Source organism: Acidithiobacillus sp. AC3 (assembly GCF_050261095.1).
Lineage (GTDB): Bacteria > Pseudomonadota > Gammaproteobacteria > Acidithiobacillales > Acidithiobacillaceae > Igneacidithiobacillus > Igneacidithiobacillus copahuensis.
In genome coordinates, this window is the sequence record NZ_CP189838.1 from 359,497 (window position 1) to 377,561 (window position 18,065).

17 protein-coding genes are annotated in these 18,065 nt (G+C 61.0%); all 17 read right to left on the reverse strand.

Features of this window, described 5'->3' with window-relative positions:
* The 17 genes from radA to ACQAYK_RS01820 all read right to left on the reverse strand — a co-directional run bounded on the left by radA (position 1) and on the right by ACQAYK_RS01820 (position 18,065).
* Positions 1 to 1,356, reverse strand: coding sequence for a DNA repair protein RadA (radA, locus tag ACQAYK_RS01740; RefSeq protein WP_215871564.1), 1,356 nt, complete (start codon positions 1,354 to 1,356; stop codon positions 1 to 3).
* On the reverse strand, positions 1,353 to 2,456 hold the full coding sequence (gene alr / locus ACQAYK_RS01745) for an alanine racemase (protein ID WP_215871563.1): 1,104 nt from the start codon (positions 2,454 to 2,456) through the stop codon (positions 1,353 to 1,355). Before alr ends, radA begins: the two co-directional genes overlap by 4 nt.
* A 41-nt stretch (positions 2,457 to 2,497) precedes the next feature.
* Positions 2,498 to 3,511 (reverse strand): lysylphosphatidylglycerol synthase transmembrane domain-containing protein, encoded by a 1,014-nt coding sequence (locus ACQAYK_RS01750; RefSeq protein WP_215871562.1) that lies wholly within the window; start codon positions 3,509 to 3,511, stop codon positions 2,498 to 2,500.
* 1 nt (position 3,512) lies between these two features.
* A complete protein-coding gene (locus ACQAYK_RS01755; protein ID WP_215871561.1) occupies positions 3,513 to 4,223 on the reverse strand; it encodes a hypothetical protein in 711 nt (236 codons plus the stop codon).
* Positions 4,224 to 4,229: 6 nt separating this feature from the next.
* Positions 4,230 to 4,829 (reverse strand): PqiC family protein, encoded by a 600-nt coding sequence (locus ACQAYK_RS01760; RefSeq protein WP_215871560.1) that lies wholly within the window; start codon positions 4,827 to 4,829, stop codon positions 4,230 to 4,232.
* Between the two features lie 2 nt (positions 4,830 to 4,831).
* Positions 4,832 to 6,490: a PqiB family protein gene (locus ACQAYK_RS01765; protein ID WP_215871559.1), complete on the reverse strand. Its 1,659-nt coding sequence runs from the start codon at positions 6,488 to 6,490 to the stop codon at positions 4,832 to 4,834.
* Entirely contained in the window at positions 6,450 to 7,757 is a 1,308-nt protein-coding gene (locus ACQAYK_RS01770; protein ID WP_483167771.1) for a paraquat-inducible protein A, read from the reverse strand. The genes ACQAYK_RS01765 and ACQAYK_RS01770 overlap by 41 nt, the downstream gene beginning before the upstream one ends.
* 67 nt (positions 7,758 to 7,824) lie before the next feature.
* Positions 7,825 to 9,186 (reverse strand): replicative DNA helicase, encoded by a 1,362-nt coding sequence (gene dnaB, locus ACQAYK_RS01775; protein ID WP_215871557.1) that lies wholly within the window; start codon positions 9,184 to 9,186, stop codon positions 7,825 to 7,827.
* A 24-nt stretch (positions 9,187 to 9,210) separates the two neighbouring features.
* On the reverse strand, positions 9,211 to 9,657 hold the full coding sequence (rplI, locus tag ACQAYK_RS01780) for a 50S ribosomal protein L9 (RefSeq protein ID WP_215871556.1): 447 nt from the start codon (positions 9,655 to 9,657) through the stop codon (positions 9,211 to 9,213).
* Between the two features lie 24 nt (positions 9,658 to 9,681).
* Complete coding sequence (gene rpsR, locus ACQAYK_RS01785) at positions 9,682 to 9,960, reverse strand: 30S ribosomal protein S18 (protein WP_215871555.1); 279 nt, start codon at positions 9,958 to 9,960, stop codon at positions 9,682 to 9,684.
* A 10-nt stretch (positions 9,961 to 9,970) separates the two neighbouring features.
* Entirely contained in the window at positions 9,971 to 10,354 is a 384-nt protein-coding gene (gene rpsF / locus ACQAYK_RS01790) for a 30S ribosomal protein S6 (RefSeq protein WP_215871554.1), read from the reverse strand.
* 101 nt (positions 10,355 to 10,455) lie between these two features.
* On the reverse strand, positions 10,456 to 11,493 hold the full coding sequence (gene nagZ, locus ACQAYK_RS01795) for a beta-N-acetylhexosaminidase (RefSeq protein ID WP_226827534.1): 1,038 nt from the start codon (positions 11,491 to 11,493) through the stop codon (positions 10,456 to 10,458).
* Positions 11,477 to 13,549 (reverse strand): APC family permease, encoded by a 2,073-nt coding sequence (locus ACQAYK_RS01800; RefSeq protein WP_215871553.1) that lies wholly within the window; start codon positions 13,547 to 13,549, stop codon positions 11,477 to 11,479. Before ACQAYK_RS01800 ends, nagZ begins: the two co-directional genes overlap by 17 nt.
* Positions 13,550 to 14,092 (reverse strand): L,D-transpeptidase, encoded by a 543-nt coding sequence (locus ACQAYK_RS01805; RefSeq protein WP_215871552.1) that lies wholly within the window; start codon positions 14,090 to 14,092, stop codon positions 13,550 to 13,552. It abuts the gene before it with no gap.
* Positions 14,061 to 15,383, reverse strand: a complete 1,323-nt coding sequence (gene rlmD / locus ACQAYK_RS01810) for a 23S rRNA (uracil(1939)-C(5))-methyltransferase RlmD (protein ID WP_215871551.1) — start codon at positions 15,381 to 15,383, stop codon at positions 14,061 to 14,063. The genes ACQAYK_RS01805 and rlmD overlap by 32 nt, the downstream gene beginning before the upstream one ends.
* A gap of 18 nt (positions 15,384 to 15,401) precedes the next feature.
* Complete coding sequence (locus ACQAYK_RS01815) at positions 15,402 to 16,079, reverse strand: DUF1318 domain-containing protein (RefSeq protein ID WP_215871550.1); 678 nt, start codon at positions 16,077 to 16,079, stop codon at positions 15,402 to 15,404.
* A 3-nt stretch (positions 16,080 to 16,082) separates the two neighbouring features.
* Positions 16,083 to 18,065 carry a hypothetical protein gene (locus ACQAYK_RS01820; protein WP_215871549.1) on the reverse strand — a complete coding sequence of 661 codons (1,983 nt, stop codon included), beginning with the start codon at positions 18,063 to 18,065 and terminating at the stop codon, positions 16,083 to 16,085.

Consider the following 18,065-nt stretch of genomic DNA (forward strand, 5'->3'; position numbering starts at 1 on the left):
CTAGTGTCCAAAGGCCGACTGTACCGCGTCGGCCAGGGAGCGGGCGGGATGCAGGCGAATGGCACTGGGGGGTGTCTTTCCCTGGGGCAGGATGGCGTGATGAAATCCGAGTTTTTCGCTCTCGCGCAGGCGACTCTCGGCGTTGGCTACCGGACGCAATTCCCCCGCCAGACCCAGTTCGCCAAAGGCCACCAAACCTTCCGCTACCGGTTCGTTGCGAAAGGCACTAAGGACCGCCAGGGCAACGGCCAGATCGGCGGCCGGTTCCAGTACGCGCACCCCCCCGGCGATGTTGACGAAGACATCCTGGTCAAACAAGAAACTTCCGCCATGCCGATGGAGAATGGCCAACAGCAGAGACAGACGATTGGGATCGAGACCCAGAGCGACCCGGCGGGGGTTTGCCAGAGGGCTGGGGGTGACCAGCGCCTGTACCTCCACCAGCAGGCTACGGCTGCCTTCCTGAGTGGGCAGGACGATGCTGCCGGGAACCGGCCGCTGGTGCTGACTCAGAAACAGACGCGAGGGGTTGCTGATTTCCTCCAGGCCCTTTTCCTGCATCTCAAAGACGCCGAGCTCATTGGCGGCGCCAAAGCGATTCTTGATCGCGCGTACGATACGATAGGGGCTGCCGGCTTCCCCCTCAAAATACAGCACCGTATCGACCATGTGTTCCAATACCCGAGGACCGGCAATCGCCCCCTCCTTGGTCACGTGCCCCACCATCCACAGGCTGATGTCCTGGGTTTTCGCCAGACGCACCAGGCGCGCCGCACATTCGCGCACCTGGGCGACAGAACCCGGTGCGGATTGGAGATTTTCAGTAAATAGGGTCTGAATGGAGTCGATCAGCAATACCTGCGGACGTTGCTGAGCAAGCTGGGCTTCGATGCTTTCCAGGTGGTTCTCCGCCAGGACCTCGATGGCGAGATCGCCAATTCCCAGACGCTGGGCACGGAGGGCCAATTGCGCCGCCGATTCTTCGCCGGTGACATAGAGTACGGAGTCGTTTTGCGCCATGCCGGCGGCGCTCTGCAACAACAAGGTCGATTTGCCGATGCCGGGTTCTCCCCCGAGGAGGATTGCCGCCCCTGGCACGATGCCCCCGCCCAGGACGCGGTCGAGTTCCTGCAAGCCGGTACCCTGCCGGCGGATGGTGGCAACGGGTACCGCCGCTAGACGCTGCGGTGGGCTGGCCACCGCATAGGCACTGCTGCCGCGGTTACCTTTGGGAGTCGCCGCTGGCCGCTCTTCCACCAGGCTGTTCCAGGCGCCGCATTCCCCACAGCGACCCATCCACTTGGGGCTGCTGGCGCCGCAGGCCTGGCAGACGTAGAGACTCCGCTCGCGACTCACGGCACACGCAGCCTGGGTACCCGCTGGGCGATGCGGGTGCCGATTTCGTAAGAGATGGTACCGAGCTGTTCGGCGCAGTCCTCCAGAGGCAGCTCGGGCCCCCCCAAGATCTGCACCGGATCACCAATGTCGGCCGCTATGCCATCCAGCGCGACGAACGCGAGATCCATGCTGATCCGCCCGAGCAGATGACTCGGCTGGCCCTTCACCCGCACCGGGGCCTCCTGCAATCCCAGGCGGCGATCTAGCCCGTCGCCATAGCCGCAGGCAATCACTCCCACGCGGCAATCACGCGGGCTTTGCCAGCTGGCACCGTAGCCGAGCCAGTCCCCGGCGCGCAGCCTACGAACGGCGATGATCTCGCTCTGCCAGCGCAATGCCGGCCGCAGATCAAGGTCGGCGGCGCTGCGCGCGTGGAGGGGGCTCAGGCCATAGAGCAGCAGGCCCGGTCGTATCCAGGGAGTGATCGCCCCCGGCAGGGCGAGGATGGCCGCCGAGTTGGGCAGCGAGTGCTCTCCGGCGGTATGCGGGCCGAAGGTCGTGCAAGCCTCGTGAAAGGCACGGATCTGCTCGGCATTGTAGGGGTCTTCCGGGGTATCGGCGCGGGCCAGATGGCTCAGCAGACCGAGAATCCGCAGGGGTCCACCGACACCAGCGCGCAATTGGGCAAACACTTGCGCCAACTCGTCATGGGAAAAGCCGAGCCGGTGCATACCGCTGTCGAATTTGACAAAGACCTCCAGTGGCTCCTGCCAGCGGCTCTCCCGCAGCCAGGCCACTTGGGCGAAATTCTGTAATACCAAGCGGTGCCCATGCGCCGCAGCCAAGGGAATCTCTCCTGCGGAGAAAGGGCCGGCCAGGGCGGTGCAACGGGGGCGGAGCTGCAAGCTCTGGAGTTCCTCCGCCTCTTCGATGCTGGCCAAGGCAAAAGCGTCAATCCCGGCCTCCGCCAGAAGCGTGGCGACCAATGCTGCGCCGTGGCCGTAGGCATTGGCCTTGATGGCGCCCATTACCCGCGCGTGGGGCGCGGCGCGACGCGCCACCGCCAGATTGTGGGCAAGGGCCGAGGCAGAGATTTCCACTTGGTTGGGGCGACTCATGTGGCAATGATAGCAAGGGGGAACCCTGCCCGTCTTGGGAGTTAAGCGCTTTTCCGCTGATGTTTGCCAGGGTGATCTTTGCCCCAGCCCCATTCATAAAAAAACCACGGCATGCCGATGAAGAGATACCAGTAATAGGTGAATAGACGCCAACCGAGGAGACTGAAAGCAATGTCGGTCTGGGACAGGCTGGTGCCGAAGAGCAGGCCGTAGGCGGCACCGACACTGCCCGCGCCACCAGGCAGAAAACTGAGCTGCGAGGTCAGGTTGAGCAAGGTCTGACTGACGATGATGTAGGGTACACTCACGTGTCCGCCGACATACTGCATCAATGCCCAGAGGACCAGATAGCGCGGTGTCCAGTAGCCGGCCGCACTGAGAAAAATTTTACCTCGTTGGCGCCAGGGAAGTGCGCGCAGCAGTTCCAGCGACTTCAGAAAGCGCGAAAAGAACAATGCAATGCGTTGGCGGTAGCGTTGATACCAGGAGAAGCGAAGAAACCTTCGATCGATGCCGCGAATGATACGTCGACGCTCGAAATGCCAGATCGCAAACAAGAGAGCGGCAGTGCCAAAGGTGATCAACGCCAGCCAGAGAATGATGCGCACGTCAGGCAAAGAGTTCTGGAAAAAGAGGAGGTACAGTAGGGAAAAAAGAAAGATGGCAATCATGAAGAGGAGATCGGTGATGGCGATGGCGAGCAGAACTGCTGCTGCCGTACCAACGTTCAGGCCACGCCGGTAGAGAAAGACGAGGTAGGCGGCCCCCATGCCTGAGGCGGCGGGCGTTGCCGCCCCGGCAAATTCGGCAGCCATGACCAGCGGCAGGGCACTGCGCAGCGGAATGCGCAGCGCAACGCCGGCACAGATCAGCTGCAGGCGCAGCGCCTCGGCCAGCCAGCTCAAAAGCATCAGTGCCGTCAGTCCCAGCAGTAGTTGCGGACGGATTTCGCTGATCAGATGGATGGCCTGGCCATTCATGAAATACCAGATCGGTACCAGGGAGATGGCGATTGCGAGGAGGAGAACCAGCCAGAAACGCAGATTGACGTTCATCTCAATCCATGCGCTTGTACACGCAGATATTCTCCACTTCCAGTTCGCTCGCATAGTCGAAAAGACTACTCGGCACGCGATCGTAGACTTGCAGACCATAGCGTCGGTAGGGACGCTCGGGGCGATGTCCTGGCCAGGAAAAGAGTTCTCCATAGTAGTGCGGAACGCCACGCGCGCGAAGTAGCGCTTCAAATTGTTGCCAGAGATGCAGACCCAGAAAGTGTCCCCGCTCGGGACTTTGCACATTGAAGTGCATGTGCGCGGCATGGGTGGGCCGCAATGGCCGCTCGCGATAGCTGCGGAACAGTAGCCAGTTGAGAAAATGCAGGGTTTGTGGCTGCGCACGATAGCTTCCGGCGGCCGCTCGCCCGAGCATCTTCAGGGTTGCCTGGGCGGCCACGCGAAAGACCGAAGCGTCGAAATCTGGTGGTGCACCCAGGAGATAAGCAATGATCTGTCCGTTCTGCTCGGCGACCAGGCCCCAGTCCAGGGCGTACTCCAGGTACGGATTAACCATGAGCGCCGCGAAAAGTTCACGGTCACCGCAGAGTGGCTCGATCGGCTCTCCCAGAAAGCCGGTGTCGCAACAGATCTGTCGTACAGCCGCCGCATCGCTGATGCGTAACGGACGCAACTGGTATTGACACTCCCCGCCCTGGAGCTTGACGGCCTCCGTTGTGGCCAGTGGGCCCTCGCGTAACTGACTCGCCATGTTGTGCTAATGGGTAGGCGCGCGCTGTACCGCCGAGAGCTGTCGCGCAATCTCCTGCGCCAATGCCGCAATACAGTGACTCATGGCCTGTGCCTGCGCCGTTGCAGTCGAGTCAGCAGCGATGCGCTGGTGAAAATGTCCAGCATATTCGACATGGCCAGCGGCATCGAGCAGGAAGTAATCGGCATCGAGCAGCACGCTGCCGTTGCTCGTCGGGAGAAATTCCTGTACCTGCACCTGCAGATGGATGGGTCGCGTGTTACTGGGTACCGGGGAACCGGCAAGCAGCACGGTAAGATCGGGTAGGCGCCGACGCAGATCCTCCGTCAACACGCGCTGCGTCATGCCGCCCAGCGGCGCGATCCAGCGCACATGCCCGGACACCTCCATGCCATTGTCGCCGCTGCGGCGGGTAAGATAGAGGCGATCGATACTGGCGGGCATCTGTACGTGATCGACGATCAACAGGCGGTGCTTCTCTGTCAGTGGCTGAGTGGGTAGGGGCGAACCCTGCGCGTTCAGACTCAGATACTGTGTTGGGGTGCTGGCGCAGGCACTGAGGAGCAGGGTGAAAACCAGAAGAAAACAGATACGGATCCAGGCCATGGTCATTTCCCGATCAATAGGGCATTGGGGTGGCTATCGAGATAGTCAGTCAGGGAACGCAGCGAGGCGGCGGCGCGGCTGAGTTCATATAGCGTGCGCGGCAGGGTACTGGATTCCGGTGCATTACCGGCGCTGCCCTCAGCTGCCAATAGACCGTGTGCCGCCTGCAAGGCCTGCTCTGCCTGCGCACTCGCGGCACGCAGATGCTGCAGTGTTTCCGGTAACTGCTTTTGGCCGGATGCGAGAATGGCATTCAGGTGCTGCGTTGCCGCAGCAAGATGGCGGAGCGTCTCCTGCGTTTTTTCCGATTGGCTGAGGGCAGCGATCCGCTGCGTCGTGATTTGCAGATTCTTGGCAATCTCCGGTAGGGGCAGTGCATGGATTTCCCGCAGGATGCCATCGACCTGAGCCAGCGTTCCAGCGAGACTTCCTCCTTCCACAAAAGGAATCTGAGGTGGATTGCCAGCAGCCAGAGTCGCCGCTTTGGGGTGCTGAAGCATGACCAGGGAAATCTCCGGATTGCCTACGAGAGGCGGGTTCTGCTGCATTTCGGCGCGCAGTCCCTGAGCGATCAGAGCGCGCAGCATCGCGTCCATCTGGGGGCGTGGATTGCGTTCATCCCATTGGGCGTTGGCCAGAGGAATGCGCTGCGGTTCGAGCGCCAATTGCACATCGGTCTGCAGGGCCTTGCGCTGCGGATCGTAGTGCATGTCGACGGCGGTAACTGTGCCCACCCGAGCTCCTTCCAGGTGCACAGCAGCTCCGCTCGCCAGACCCTGTGGTCCTCCCGGCAGTACCAGCTGGTAGAACACGGCATTGCTGCGCGGTGCCCAGCGCGCTGCCTGCGCGCTGGGATAGAGATGGAATTGCATGTTTTCCGTAGCCGGTTTTCCTGACTCTGGTGTGAATACCGAGACGGCCCCAGAGAGAATGGCGTTGCTGGGCGGTAGATGCAGGCCAGGGTCTTTGCCAAGGAGAGTGAAGCGAACGTTGCCCGAGTTCCAGAAACGACTGCGGGCGTTGATCAGATGCAGATATTTTTGCGAGATGAAGGCGTAAATACGGAAGCCGTCACCATCCGGAGCCTGTGCCTTGCCGCGCACCTCACCAATCTGCATCCCTTGATAAAAAATGGGAGCCGCGCGCTGTACGATATTGAAATGATCGCTTTGCAGAATGAGCGTCAGACCTTTCGGCTCACTTTTGAGTACCGGCTCCTGGCGCAGTCCCACCACCTTGTGCACCGTCGCGCCGGGATGCGGATCCACGCCAATATAGGGCCCGGCAATGAGGGATTTGAGGGAACTCAGATCGCTGAAACTGACTTCCTTGCCGGCAATCCAGTAGCGCGTCCCCTTGCCCAGATGTCCGGCCATGTAGGGGTCGAAGCGGATGGTGACGGACATTTGTTCCAAGGACTTCGCCAGTCGGGTACCGGTGACCTGACCAACCGTCACTCCGCGAAATTTCACCGAGGTGTGATCGGCCTTGATCCCGCCGGTGGTGGGAAACTCCACGGTAACCGTCGGCCCTTGGTCGAGATAACTCCGCAAGGCGAGCCAACCGACAATCGCCAGTGCGGCGACCGGCACTGCCCAGATCAGACCTGGCCAGCGGGGTTTACGATTCTGCGCTTGCGGTGTTGACGAAGACTGACTCATCTTGTTCCTGTTGTTCATCGACCTTTTGCCAGAGTAGGCGGGGATCGAAGATCTCGGTGGCAAACATGGTGATTACGACAACGGCAAGGAAGAAGGGTAACGCCTTTCCCACGTACACCGCCAGCAAGCCGGAAAGATGCATGAGGGGCAGAAAGACGGCGACGGTAAAGACATCGATGTGGGACCAGCGACCGATCTGACGAATGACCCGGAAGAGCATGGTCTTGCCACGTAGCCAGCGCTGCGAGTGGCCGTGTATAGAGATGAGGAACCAGCTCAGACCAAACAGTTTCAGAAAGGGGGTAAGCACACTCGCAAGAAAGATGATGGCCGCAAAGACATAAAAATTCGCCTGGATCAGCTTGTGCACCCCGGTCATGATGGAGTAGCCCTGCAGACTGCCGAGTTGGTAATTGCTCTCCATGGGGTAAAGATAGGCAAAGGGATAGCAGAAGAACCCCGCAAGGGTCAGTGCCAGGACGCGTATCCCGGTGTCCGGCCGATAGCGCCAGACCCGTTCGCCACAACGGCGGCAAGGTTGACCCTCCGCCTCCGCCTTGGGATGCGGCAGACCACAAAAGGGGCAACCGACGTACTCCACCCCTTCTTCGAGATGCTGGCAGCAAGGGCCAATACGCCGCCAGATTTCGCGTCGATCGAGACTCGCACGGGTCAGCAAGGTGAGAAAAGAAACGGCAAGGACGCAATAACCACCGATTCCGATACTGATGGGCAGAAACGGAGCGACCCGGCCATAGCCGATGACGCAGCCAATGAGAAAGACATCCGGCATGGCCCATTGATCAAGGCGTTCCGACCAGCGAAAGAGCTTCCCCAGATGTGGATGATGATAGTCGTGATAGATGCCGAGCAAGACCGTGGCCAAAAAGCCGAAGCGAAAAAAAGGCAGGATGATGAGTTCCAGTGCCAGGATGACGGCAACCACTGGCCAGCCCTGGGCCGCAATCCCGGCAATGCCGGAGTAGACGATACTGGTGTGATGAACGCCAAAAATATCTACCGTCAGAAACGGAAGAAGATTCATTGGCAGCAGCAGGAACAAGGCGCTCAGGCACATGGCCAGGGCAGCATTGATGCTGCGCCCGCGAGTGCGCTCCAGGGTGGCGCCACAGCGCCCACAGTAGGTGTTCAGCCCGCGGATACCGGTGCGGGGCAATTTTTGCAGCAGACCGCAGTCGGGACAGCAAAGGTATCCATGCTCGGCATGCGGATCGACATCGGCGCTGCCCATGAGCACAGTGCTCATCGACTCACTCACTTTTCTTGATCACAAGTGCTTTGAGCATAGCAGAGGATCGGCTTGCCTGCCGGGATCAGGCCTCGCCATCCAGGGGTGCGTAGTTCTCGAAGCGTGTATACTCGCCAAAAAAGCTCATGCGCACGGTCCCGATGGGTCCGTTACGCTGTTTGCCGATGATGACCTCGGCCAATCCCTTCACCTCTTCCTTGTCCTTGTGATACACCTCGTCGCGATAGAGGAAAAGGATCAGATCGGCGTCTTGTTCGATGGCACCGGACTCGCGCAGGTCCGACATTTGCGGACGTTTTTCGGTGCGACTCTCCAGACTGCGGTTGAGCTGGGAGAGGGCAATGATGGGCAGACCCAGCTCCTTGGCCAGTGCCTTCAGTGAACGACTGATCTCAGAGATTTCCGCCACCCGGTTGTCGCCGCGTCCGGGGACCTGCATCAGCTGCAGATAATCGACGACGATCAAGGCGATATCATGCTCGCGCTTGAGACGTCGGGCGCGGGAGCGCAACTCGGCAGGAGAGAGGGCGGCCGAGTCGTCGGCAAAGAGTGGGGCGGTGTTCAGTTCGCCGACGGCTTGGGCAATGCGGGGCCAGTCGTCGCGATTGAGACTGCCATTGCGCAGGCGGTGTTGATCGACCCGCCCGCGCGAGGAAAGGGCACGCAGGACGATTTCTTCCGTCGGCATCTCCATGCTGAATACCGCCACCGCGCGTTTTTCGACACAGGCAACGTGCTCGGCAATGTTCATGGCAAAGGCCGTCTTGCCCATACTCGGGCGGCCGGCAACGATTACCAGCTGACCTGGATGCAGACCCGAGGTCTTTTCGTCGAGATCGACAAAACCGGTGGGCAGTCCGGTGATCTGCTTGCGTTCCTTGGCGATCTGTTCGATCCGATCGATGACCGCGGGCAAGACTTCCTTGATTTGCTGAAAATGGGCGCCGCCGCGATCTTCGCCTTGTGCCAGCTCAAAAATCTTGCGCTCTGCCTCGTCGAGCAGCAGACGCGCCTCCCGCCCTTCGGGGCGATAGGCCAGATCGGCGATCTCGCGGCCGGCACGGAGCAGCGAGCGCAGGACCGAGCGTTCGCGTACGATACGCGCGTAGGCTAGGATATTGCCGGCACTGGGGGTGGCGTTGGCGAGTTCGATCAGGTAGGTGAGGCCGCCCACCTCGGCAAGGAGCTCGCGGGCCTCGAGATGCTCAGCAAGGGTGACGGCGTCGAGTTCGCTGCCGGCATTACAGATTTCCGCAGCCGCGGCGAAGATGGTTTGATGACGACGCTCGTAAAAATCGTGGACGGCAAGGGCCTCGCTGACCGCCTCCCAAGCTTCCGGGTCGATCAACAAGCCCCCGAGGACCGACTGCTCGGCCTCCCGGGAGTAGGGGGTTGCCTTGACTTCCGGGTCCAGATGGGCCGCCATTGCTCTGCCTCTGGACGCGCGAAATCAGGCGCGTTCGACGACGACCTGGATGTCGATCTCGACTTCGGGGTGGAGATGCAGACGTACCGGATATTCGCCGGTGCGCTTGATGGGGCCTTCCTGCATACGCACCTCGCCATGGTTCACCGTATGACCCAGTTCTTCGAGCATCCGTGCGACCTCATGATGACCCACGGAGCCAAAGAGGCGCCCGTCTTCGCCCGCCTGCAGGGCAATGCGCAGAACGGTCTCTGCCAGGGCCTCGGCCCGTACCCGCGCCGCCTGTAGGCGCTCGGCCTCGACTGCTTCCAGCTGCGCCTTACGCTCGGCAAAATCGGCCAAATTGCTGGGCGTGGCGACCACTGCCTTGCCCTGGGGGACCAGAAAATTGCGTCCGTAGCCGGGGCGAACCTCGACGACATCCCCAAGGCGGCCCAGTTTGTTGATGCGTTCCAATAAAATGACTTTCATGATCTTGTCCTTGTCGCCAGCGGCTTAGCGGATGACGTAGGGCAGCAGTGCCAGGAAGCGCGCGCGCTTGATGGCGGTTGCCAGTTGCCGCTGGTAGAGGGCGCTGGTGCCGGTGATCCGGCTAGGTACGATCTTGCCCGTTTCGCCGACGAAAGCCTGCAAGGTTTTCAGGTCCTTATAGTCGATTTCCTTGACGCCTTCGGCTTTGAAGCGGCAGGTCTTGCGCCGCCGCGAAAAGCCACCGCCGCCGCGGCGATCACCATCATTGTCTCTGTCTCTATCTCTGTCTTTATGAAATGCCATTTTCGGTTCCTTACTCTACGCTTGCTGGAATGCTGTCTGCTCGCTCTTCATCGCTGCTGCGCTCGTGGCGATCGCTTTCGTCGCGTGCCAGGGGCGATGCCTCGGTGATGGCTTCGTCGCGTGCCAGGGTCAGGTGGCGCAATACGGCATCACTGAAGCGGAAGGCGTCTTCCAACTCGGCCAGGGCGGCTGCGCTGCACTCCACATTCATGAGAACGTAGTGTGCCTTATGGGCCTTTTTGATGGGATACGCAAGCTGACGGCGACCCCAGTCTTCCAAACGATGAATCTGCCCGCCGTCGCCCTCGATCATTCCGCGGTAGCGCTCGATCATCTGGGGTACCAGCTCACTCTGGTCAGGGTGGACCAGAAACACGATTTCATAATGCCGCAATGCATTCTCCTTACGGATCATAGAGTCCGGACGCCCATCGTCCGAACAAGGAGTTGACCACCACAAAGGGGGAACGCGTATTCTACGCGCTGACAGAGGAATTACAAGGGCTTGCTGCTGCGCTCCCGGAGCTTGTCGATCTCGGCACGGTAAGTGGCGTAGCGCTCGGGATCGAGCTGGCCTTCCTGACCGCGCAAAACACCGAGGCGCGACGCCGGTAAAGCGCAGGTCAGACAGTGTTGCATGGCCTGATTGGCGGTGGCCGCATCATTGCAGATCAGCAGCATCTCGCAACCGGCGGCGAGGGCAGTATCGACGCGCTCGCTGATCGCGCCGACCGCGAGGGCACCCGCCATGCTGAGATCGTCGCTGACAATGACTCCGGTAAAACCGAGATCACCGCGCAATACCGCGCGCAGCCAGTAGGACGAGTATCCGGCCGGGGCCTCATCCACGGCAGAATAGCGCACATGCGCCGGCATGATGGCGGGAATACCGGCCGCGACCAGGCGCCGGAAGGGACGCAGATCGCTTGCCAACGCCTCTGGCGGGCGGGGGTCGATGGGAAGCTCATGATGGGAATCTGCTGCCACACCACCGTGACCGGGAAAATGTTTGGCTACACCGGTCAAGCCCTGACGGTCCATCCCCTGCCAGAGATGGCTTGCCAGCTCACCAACAATGTGCGGATCGCTGTGCAAGGCACGATCGCCGATCACAGCAGAGACACCGGAGGCAAGATCGATACACGGCGTGAAGTCGATGTCGATGCCCAATTGTCGGAGTTCGTATCCCAACAGCTCGCCCCAGATTTCCGCAAGCGTGCGGGCCCGATCCAGTCCCTCGCGATCGGCTACGAGTCCGAGGCTGGCCTGGGGCGGAAAACGCGTGACACCATCGCGCAGGCGTTGCACTCGCCCCCCTTCCTGATCGATGGCGACGAGGAGCGCCGGCTGGCGCAGGGCGTGAATCTCGTCGCAGAGTTCCCGCACCTGGCTATGGCTGACACAGTTGCGCGCAAAGAGGATGACGCCACCCACCGTTGGATGCAGCAGTCGCTCGCGATCCTCCGCTCCAAGGGTTGGGCCGGGGATGTCGATCATCAGGGGGCCAAGGGGGAGTTCAGCTGGATTTGGCATTTTCCTCCCCCTTTTTTTCCGGTTGTATCAGTTCCATATCCGGCGGCATCTCGATAGGCAGGGAAATGGAGGGGAGTTTGTTGGGCATGCCGTGCACATGGACGGGGACGATCATCATGCTGAAACCATCTTTCTGGAGACGATCCTGGATGATGAACGACACTTCATCGTGCAGGATGCTCCACAATGCACTGTTCTGACTGGAGTCGATGACCCGTCCGGCAAAAAAGATGCTATTGGGAAAATAGCGGATTGCCGCACTGGCGAGATCTTCCATGGCCTGAATGCGGTCGGTGCCATAGGTGGCAAACCAGGTGGCCGCCATGCCCTGCGCGCGACAGTAGGCGATGTATTGATTGGCTTCGGCTTCGGTGTACACCTTGAGTTGCTCGACCGCCTCCATGCCTTTGAACTCGCCCTGACCGACGATGCCCGCCAGCAGGAACACATAGTTTTTGACAAAGCCCTTGACCATGCGGTGCGCGGTGAGCAGGGTATGCAGGCCGACGCCATCGAATCGGCTCACGAAGAATACTGCCGTACTGGCGCGTGGGTCGAGGGGCAGCGCCGGTCCGGGTTCCATGTTTTCCGGGACGACGTCGAGCATGGTTTCGTCCAGCTCGCGGGTACGTTTGCTGATGGAACGATAATGACGATAAATGAAATAACCGAGCAAAATTACCACGCTGGTGATGAGCAGGGTAAACCAGCCGCCGGCGTCGAATTTTTCAAAGACGGTGATGACCAGAATGGAACCGGTGACAATCAGGCCGAGTACGCTGATGATCAGTTTGCCCAGCCATGGCTTGTTGCCCTTGCGCTGGGCAAACCAGTGGCGACTGAGGCCCGCCATGGTCAAGGTGAAGGTAATGAACACGTTGATACTGTAGAGCACCACCAGGATGCGCACATGGCCTTGGGTGGCCAGAAGAATGGCAATCGACGCGAAGCCGACGAGCAGGATGCCATTGCGCGAGACGAACTGGTCGGAGAGATAGGAAAATCGCTCCGGTAACCAGCGATCGACGGCCATGTTGGCCATGACGATGGGAGCGGTGATGATACCGGTATTGGCAGCAATGAAGAGAAGCAGTCCCTCGGTCAGCAGGGCGAGCAGGGTGGCCCAATTGCCCCAATGGATGCCAAAGCCCTGCCAGTTGGCGGTGATGCTGTGGAACAGCGCGGCATTCAGGGTTTCCCCGGCGCGGGCCTCGGCGTGGTAGAGCAGATAGAGAAATATCAGGCTGCCGGCAACCAGCGACAGCGAGGTGGCCAGCAGGGTCATGGTCCGCTGGCCGGTCTGTACCCGCGGCTCGCGCATGATGTGCACGCCGTTGGCGACGGCTTCCAGACCCGTATAGGTGCCACCGCCCAGACTGAACGCGCGCAGTAACAGGGCAATGATGAAGATCCAGCCATAGCTCATGCTGTCCTGTTGCACCCCATGGACGGTTGCCAGCGCAATGTGGGGAAAGTCGCCGGCATGGCTGAGCAGGCCCCAGGCCAGGATGATCCCGTTGCTGATCAGGAAGCCGACAAAGATCGGCAAGAGAATCTTGATCGACTCCTTCATGCCGCGCAAATTGAGGAAGATCAGGAACAGCAGCACCAGCAGATCCAGTAATATGCGCTCCTGGTACCAGCTCGCGGGCAGGATGCTGAGCACTGCCTCGGTACCGGAGGCCACCGAGATGGCGGCGGTGAGGATGTAGTCGACAATCAGTGCGGCGCCGCTGACCAAACCAGCCAGGGGCCCGAGCAGGGTAGTGGCGGTGTGATACCCGCCACCACCCTCGGGGAAGAGGGCAATGACCTGTTTGTAACCCGCCGCAATGATGAATACCGTAACCGGAATGGCTATCGCGAGGACTACCGACAAATATTCATGACCGTGCAGGGCATAATAGATTTCCGGTGGGCCGTAGGCCGAGGAGGATAGGGCGTCGGAACCAAGGCCTACCCAGGCGAGAAAGGCGGCCAGAGAGAGATTTTCGAAGAGATGCGGATTGAAAACATTGACCGCGCGCTGAAAATGGGGAAAGCGAAAACGTGCCATTCAGGTTCTCCTGTTCGGCCGGGGGTATGACCCGAAGGTGTCAGCAATGAGCACGGGTAGGCCCGCGGGGGAGCGAGAAAAAAGATCGATGATGGCAGCGGGATCGAGGCGGATGCAGCCCGCCGAAACGGCTTGGCCCAGATGTTCGACGTCTGCCGTGCCATGCAGGTAGATATAGCGGCGAAAGGTATCGACTTGACCGCCCCGGTTGCGTCCCCGTTCCAGGCCACAGAGCCAGAGCAGGCGGGCAAGAATCGGGTCGGTCAGGGTGGCGCCAGGTTGCCAGCGCTCGCCTTGCCAGCGCCGCCCGCGCAGCACCGCGTCTGCCGGCAGCCCTGCGCCGACGCGGGCGCGCACATAATGCCAACCGCGCGGGGTCTTGCCGCTGCCGATCTCCTCGCCGAGACCGGCGCGAGCGGTGGATACGGGCCACTCTGCCGACACTGCACTGCCGCGCAGCTCCAGCAGACGCTGCCGGGCCGGCTGCACCCAGAGCCAGTGCGCAGGCGCCTCAGCGGGTAAAGAGGGCGACGGACTCGACATGGGCGGTATGCGGAAACATGTTGACGACGCCTGCGCAGCGCAAACGAAAGCCAAGCTGCTGCACCAGATATCCGGCATCCCGAGCGAGGGTATCCGGATTGCAGGACACATAGACCAAACGTTCGATGGTGGGACCGATGCCCTTGAGGATCTCGATGGCGCCGCTGCGCGGAGGATCGATAAGAAGTTTGCGCACCGGGTGTCCGGCCAGCACTTCATCGAGACTCTCCTGGGCAAGGTCTGCGCAGCGAAATTCCACTCGCTCCGCCAGGCCATTGGCTGCCGCGTTGGCGCTGCCCAAGGCCGTCAGGCGACGCTCTCCCTCGATCCCCAGAACCTTCGCCCCGGCGCGCGCGATGGGCAGGGTAAAATTCCCCAGACCGCAGAAAAGATCGGCAATGTGCTCCCCCACTTGGGGATCGAGCAGCGCCAGGGCGCGGTGGACGAGGACCGGATTGATGCTGGCGTTGACCTGGGTGAAGACGAGAGGAGAGAAGGCGAGGCGGACGTCATATTCCGGCAAGTCGTAGAACAATGCCTGGGGATCGCTCTCGCTGATGCAACGCAGGCTATCGGGTCCCGCACTCTGCAACCAGATCTGCAGGTTATGGGTCTGTCCAAAGAGGCGGAGCAATTCCTCATCCGTGGGGGGCAGCGCCTCCAGATGGCGAAACACCAGTGCTGCAACTTCGTCACTGCAAGCCACCTCGATTTGCGGAATGATGCGCGGGTTGTGCAAGCGCGCGATCAGCGCGCGCAGGTCGAGAATCCGTTCTCCCACTCGGGGATCAAGTACCGCGCAGCTCTCCATTTCTGCCACATAGCTGGAATGGTATTCGCGAAAGCCCACCAATACCCCGCGCGTGGCCGGCACCCGGACCGAGAGACGAGCCTTGCGGCGATAGCCGAAGCTCGGCCCGGCAATGGGTGGCAGAATGCGCTCCGGCCGCACCTTGCCGATCTGCCAGAGTTGTTCTTCCAGATGCCGTTGTTTGACCGCTATCTGTGCCGACGCTTCCAGGTGTTGCAGGCTGCAGCCGCCGCAGACTCCGGCATGGGGGCAGCGAGGCGTCACCCGTTGTGATGCGGCCCGCTGCACCTCCAGCAAGCGGGCACGATCGTAACGCGGAGTGCCTTCGTAGACCTGCGCTACGATCTCTTCCCCTGGCAGGGCACCGGCGACGAAAGTGACTTTGCCGTCGGCCCGAGCAACGCCCACCCCCTCCCCATCCAGGGAGTCAATCCGCAGAGTACAGGGCGCTGTGCCGCGTATGGGCTTGGGACGAGTCATGAGCGGAAAAAGAGGACGTTACTTGCGTTGCCACTGACCACTGGGGCCTTGGTACCAGTAGCCTGCGGGGGCCTTTGCGATCCAGGCACGGGCAAAGCTATCCTGAATCTGACTGGCCCATTCGGGATGGCCGTTGGCATCAGCAATCTGCGCATAAAGATTTTGCAGGGCAGAGTTGTAGCCTGCCACCAGTCCCGCCAGCGCGCCGCGCTGCGCCAGAGGCACCGCCGCGGCATCGTGGATGGCGACGAGTCCATTACTGGTGTAGCCAATGGCGCCACTGGCAAAGTACGGACCCAAATTGCGCGCCTGATTTTCGACGTTGGCCTTGGCGGCAATCACGGCAGGGCTGGAGGCATCCAGATTGGCGGCTGCATGCGCTGTACTGCTGACAGAACGGAACGCGACATTGGTCAAATACCCGAGAATTTGACCGGGATGCCGTTCCTGCGGCTGCTGCCAGGCACTGGGCGCTGCCGAAGCCGCCGGCGCGGTGGCCTTGGTCTGGGGCTCGGTCTGGATGTCCACCCGCCCTTGCTGGGCGGCGTGGTAGACCTGGTCGACGACCTGATCCGCCAGCTTTTGTGCAGCAGCAGCCGGAAAATAGATGTTGACCGTCACGCAAGCCGCCAGGGTCAGAGAAAGACCCAGAACGAGAAGGACCCGAAGGCCGTGTCGAAATCGATAAGCGTTCACCCGTTAGTCTCCTGTGGCAACCTGGGCCTTACCTTCCATGACGGCGTGCAGGCGGCTGAGCAGCTCCTGCCAGTTACTGCGCCGATTGTAGCCGATGATGTTCACCTGCGGCAGTCCCTGGCCCCGGAGCAGATAAAATCCACCATCTTCGGTATTGGCTACCCCCGATAAGGTCGCGACTCCATCTCGCAAATCTACCCCGAAGCCCAGTTTGGCATAAGAAAACGTATGAAAAAACCGCAAGAAGATATTCTGGAAAAAGCTGCTGATGCCACCGCCTCCCAGTTTGGTCAGCTTTTCGATGGCGGCAGCACTGATTTTTTGCGGGATACCGGAGGTGCGACGGGTCGCGATGCGCGCATCAAAGGCCACCGGCTGCCAATCCAGCAGCGTGACATGCTGGATGCTGCCATCGAGCACGCCGCTGATGTAACCCACCGGAAAGACGTCGGTGAGCGGTTTGAGTTGCAAATTTTGCAGACGAATGCTGGTCTGCAGGAGGGGAGCGGGGGTAAAGAGACCCGTCACGGAGAGTCCGTCGATGCTGATCTCGCCCCCAAAGGCATGGGCACGCATCACGCTGCTGGTGCTGAGAGCGCCCTGCTGATAGCGCAATTGCGGAATCTCGGCATCAAGGGTGCCGGTGAAGTGCGGCCAGCCAAAAGTGCGGGTGAGAGAACCCAGCTGAATGTGATCGACCCCGCCACCGAGAACGAAGCTGGGCGAACCGTCCCGCCAGCTGGCCTGCAAGTGCTGAATATGGACGCGACCACCCAACACGGAAAGCGCGACTGGTGCACGCAGTTCGGCGACATGGCTGCGTAGCAGAAACTGGGCATCGAGGGGCCCGAACGGGATACCATAAAAGCCACCATAGAGCCACCGCAGTTCGGCCTCGGACTCGCCTCCCTGCCGTTGCCAGGTGCCGTTGGAGCGCAGGTCTTGCAGGGTGAATTGGCCCTGCGGATCGCGCAGGCTGCCATCCTCGAGCTGCCAGCGCAGCTTGTCGAGGCCAGCGGCATAGCTCCCGGAAATCTTCAGTATGCCACTTGCCTCGAGTCGATGGGCCAAACCGCTATTCGGGAGTATTGGACGCAGCCAGGTTTGCCATAATGGCTGCACTGCCAAAGTCGCTTCCTGCAAGTGAAACTCTGGCGCTGCAGCGCTGGCGCTGGCCACCACAGAAAAGCGTGCCTGCCCCATCTCCGGCCAGCGCAGCGTGGCTTCTGCTATCCGCCAGCCCTGCGTTCCATATTGCCAGTTTCCTCGCAGTGTGACTCCTGCGGCGGGTGCGCTCACGTACCATGGACTCCAGAGCGCCGCGCCAGCGCGCCACTGCAAGGTGGATTGCCCCCGCCAGATGCCCTTTCGCTGCCCGATCTGGGTACGTAGATGCAAGACGCCGTCCTGGGCCGCTTGCAGCCCGCTGGGACTGCTGAACTGCAGCCTGTTGAGGGAGGCCTGCAGGGCTGCCTCGTGCAGCCTGGTCCAGTTTACTCCCCGCGCAGTGAGTTGTGCCCGTAACGTCCCTTGGGGATGCCAGACTTTCGGGAGTACCGTTTGTAACAGGTACTGGGCATTGCCCCCTCCTGTGAGACGGGCTGACCAGCTCCCTTGCGCTGCACTTCGCCACCAACCGTGCCAGACGCCGATCTGTTGGCCCTGGAGTTGAAGTCGCAGTTGCCCGCCGCTTTTGCCGACAGTTCCCTGGCCGCGTACCTGCAGGTTTCCCAGGGGACTGGCCTGAACGCTTGCCTGCACCTGCAGTTCGTCGATTCCGGAGTGGGAATGCAGTCGCCCCTGCGCCTGCAAGGTCTCCCAGTGCATGGGACTGGAACCCTGCTCGGCGCGAGTTTGGATTTGCCAGTGCAGGTCATGAGGACTCGTCCCCTGCGCCTGAATCTGCAAATTATGCAGCTGCAACTGCGGGCCGCTCAGGCTCGCCGCGCGGATTTCCAGGACCGTGGCCGGCGCCGGACCGATCAT

Bases quoted from the DNA above. Each gene is read 5' to 3' on its own strand.
- ACQAYK_RS01805 (WP_215871552.1), bottom strand. From the start codon at position 14,092: ATGTCGAGTCCGTCGCCCTCTTTACCCGCTGAGGCGCCTGCGCACTGG.
- ACQAYK_RS01765 (WP_215871559.1), bottom strand. From the start codon at position 6,490: ATGAGTCAGTCTTCGTCAACACCGCAAGCGCAGAATCGTAAACCCCGC.
- ACQAYK_RS01770 (WP_483167771.1), bottom strand. From the start codon at position 7,757: ATGAGCACTGTGCTCATGGGCAGCGCCGATGTCGATCCGCATGCCGAG.
- alr (WP_215871563.1), bottom strand. From the start codon at position 2,456: ATGAGTCGCCCCAACCAAGTGGAAATCTCTGCCTCGGCCCTTGCCCAC.
- nagZ (WP_226827534.1), bottom strand. From the start codon at position 11,493: ATGCCAAATCCAGCTGAACTCCCCCTTGGCCCCCTGATGATCGACATC.
- rlmD (WP_215871551.1), bottom strand. From the start codon at position 15,383: ATGACTCGTCCCAAGCCCATACGCGGCACAGCGCCCTGTACTCTGCGG.
- rpsR (WP_215871555.1), bottom strand. From the start codon at position 9,960: ATGGCATTTCATAAAGACAGAGATAGAGACAGAGACAATGATGGTGAT.
- ACQAYK_RS01800 (WP_215871553.1), bottom strand. From the start codon at position 13,549: ATGGCACGTTTTCGCTTTCCCCATTTTCAGCGCGCGGTCAATGTTTTC.
- rplI (WP_215871556.1), bottom strand. From the start codon at position 9,657: ATGAAAGTCATTTTATTGGAACGCATCAACAAACTGGGCCGCCTTGGG.
- ACQAYK_RS01760 (WP_215871560.1), bottom strand. From the start codon at position 4,829: ATGGCCTGGATCCGTATCTGTTTTCTTCTGGTTTTCACCCTGCTCCTC.
- dnaB (WP_215871557.1), bottom strand. From the start codon at position 9,186: ATGGCGGCCCATCTGGACCCGGAAGTCAAGGCAACCCCCTACTCCCGG.
- ACQAYK_RS01820 (WP_215871549.1), bottom strand. From the start codon at position 18,065: ATGATCGGTCCGGCGCCGGCCACGGTCCTGGAAATCCGCGCGGCGAGC.
- ACQAYK_RS01750 (WP_215871562.1), bottom strand. From the start codon at position 3,511: ATGAACGTCAATCTGCGTTTCTGGCTGGTTCTCCTCCTCGCAATCGCC.
- ACQAYK_RS01755 (WP_215871561.1), bottom strand. From the start codon at position 4,223: ATGGCGAGTCAGTTACGCGAGGGCCCACTGGCCACAACGGAGGCCGTC.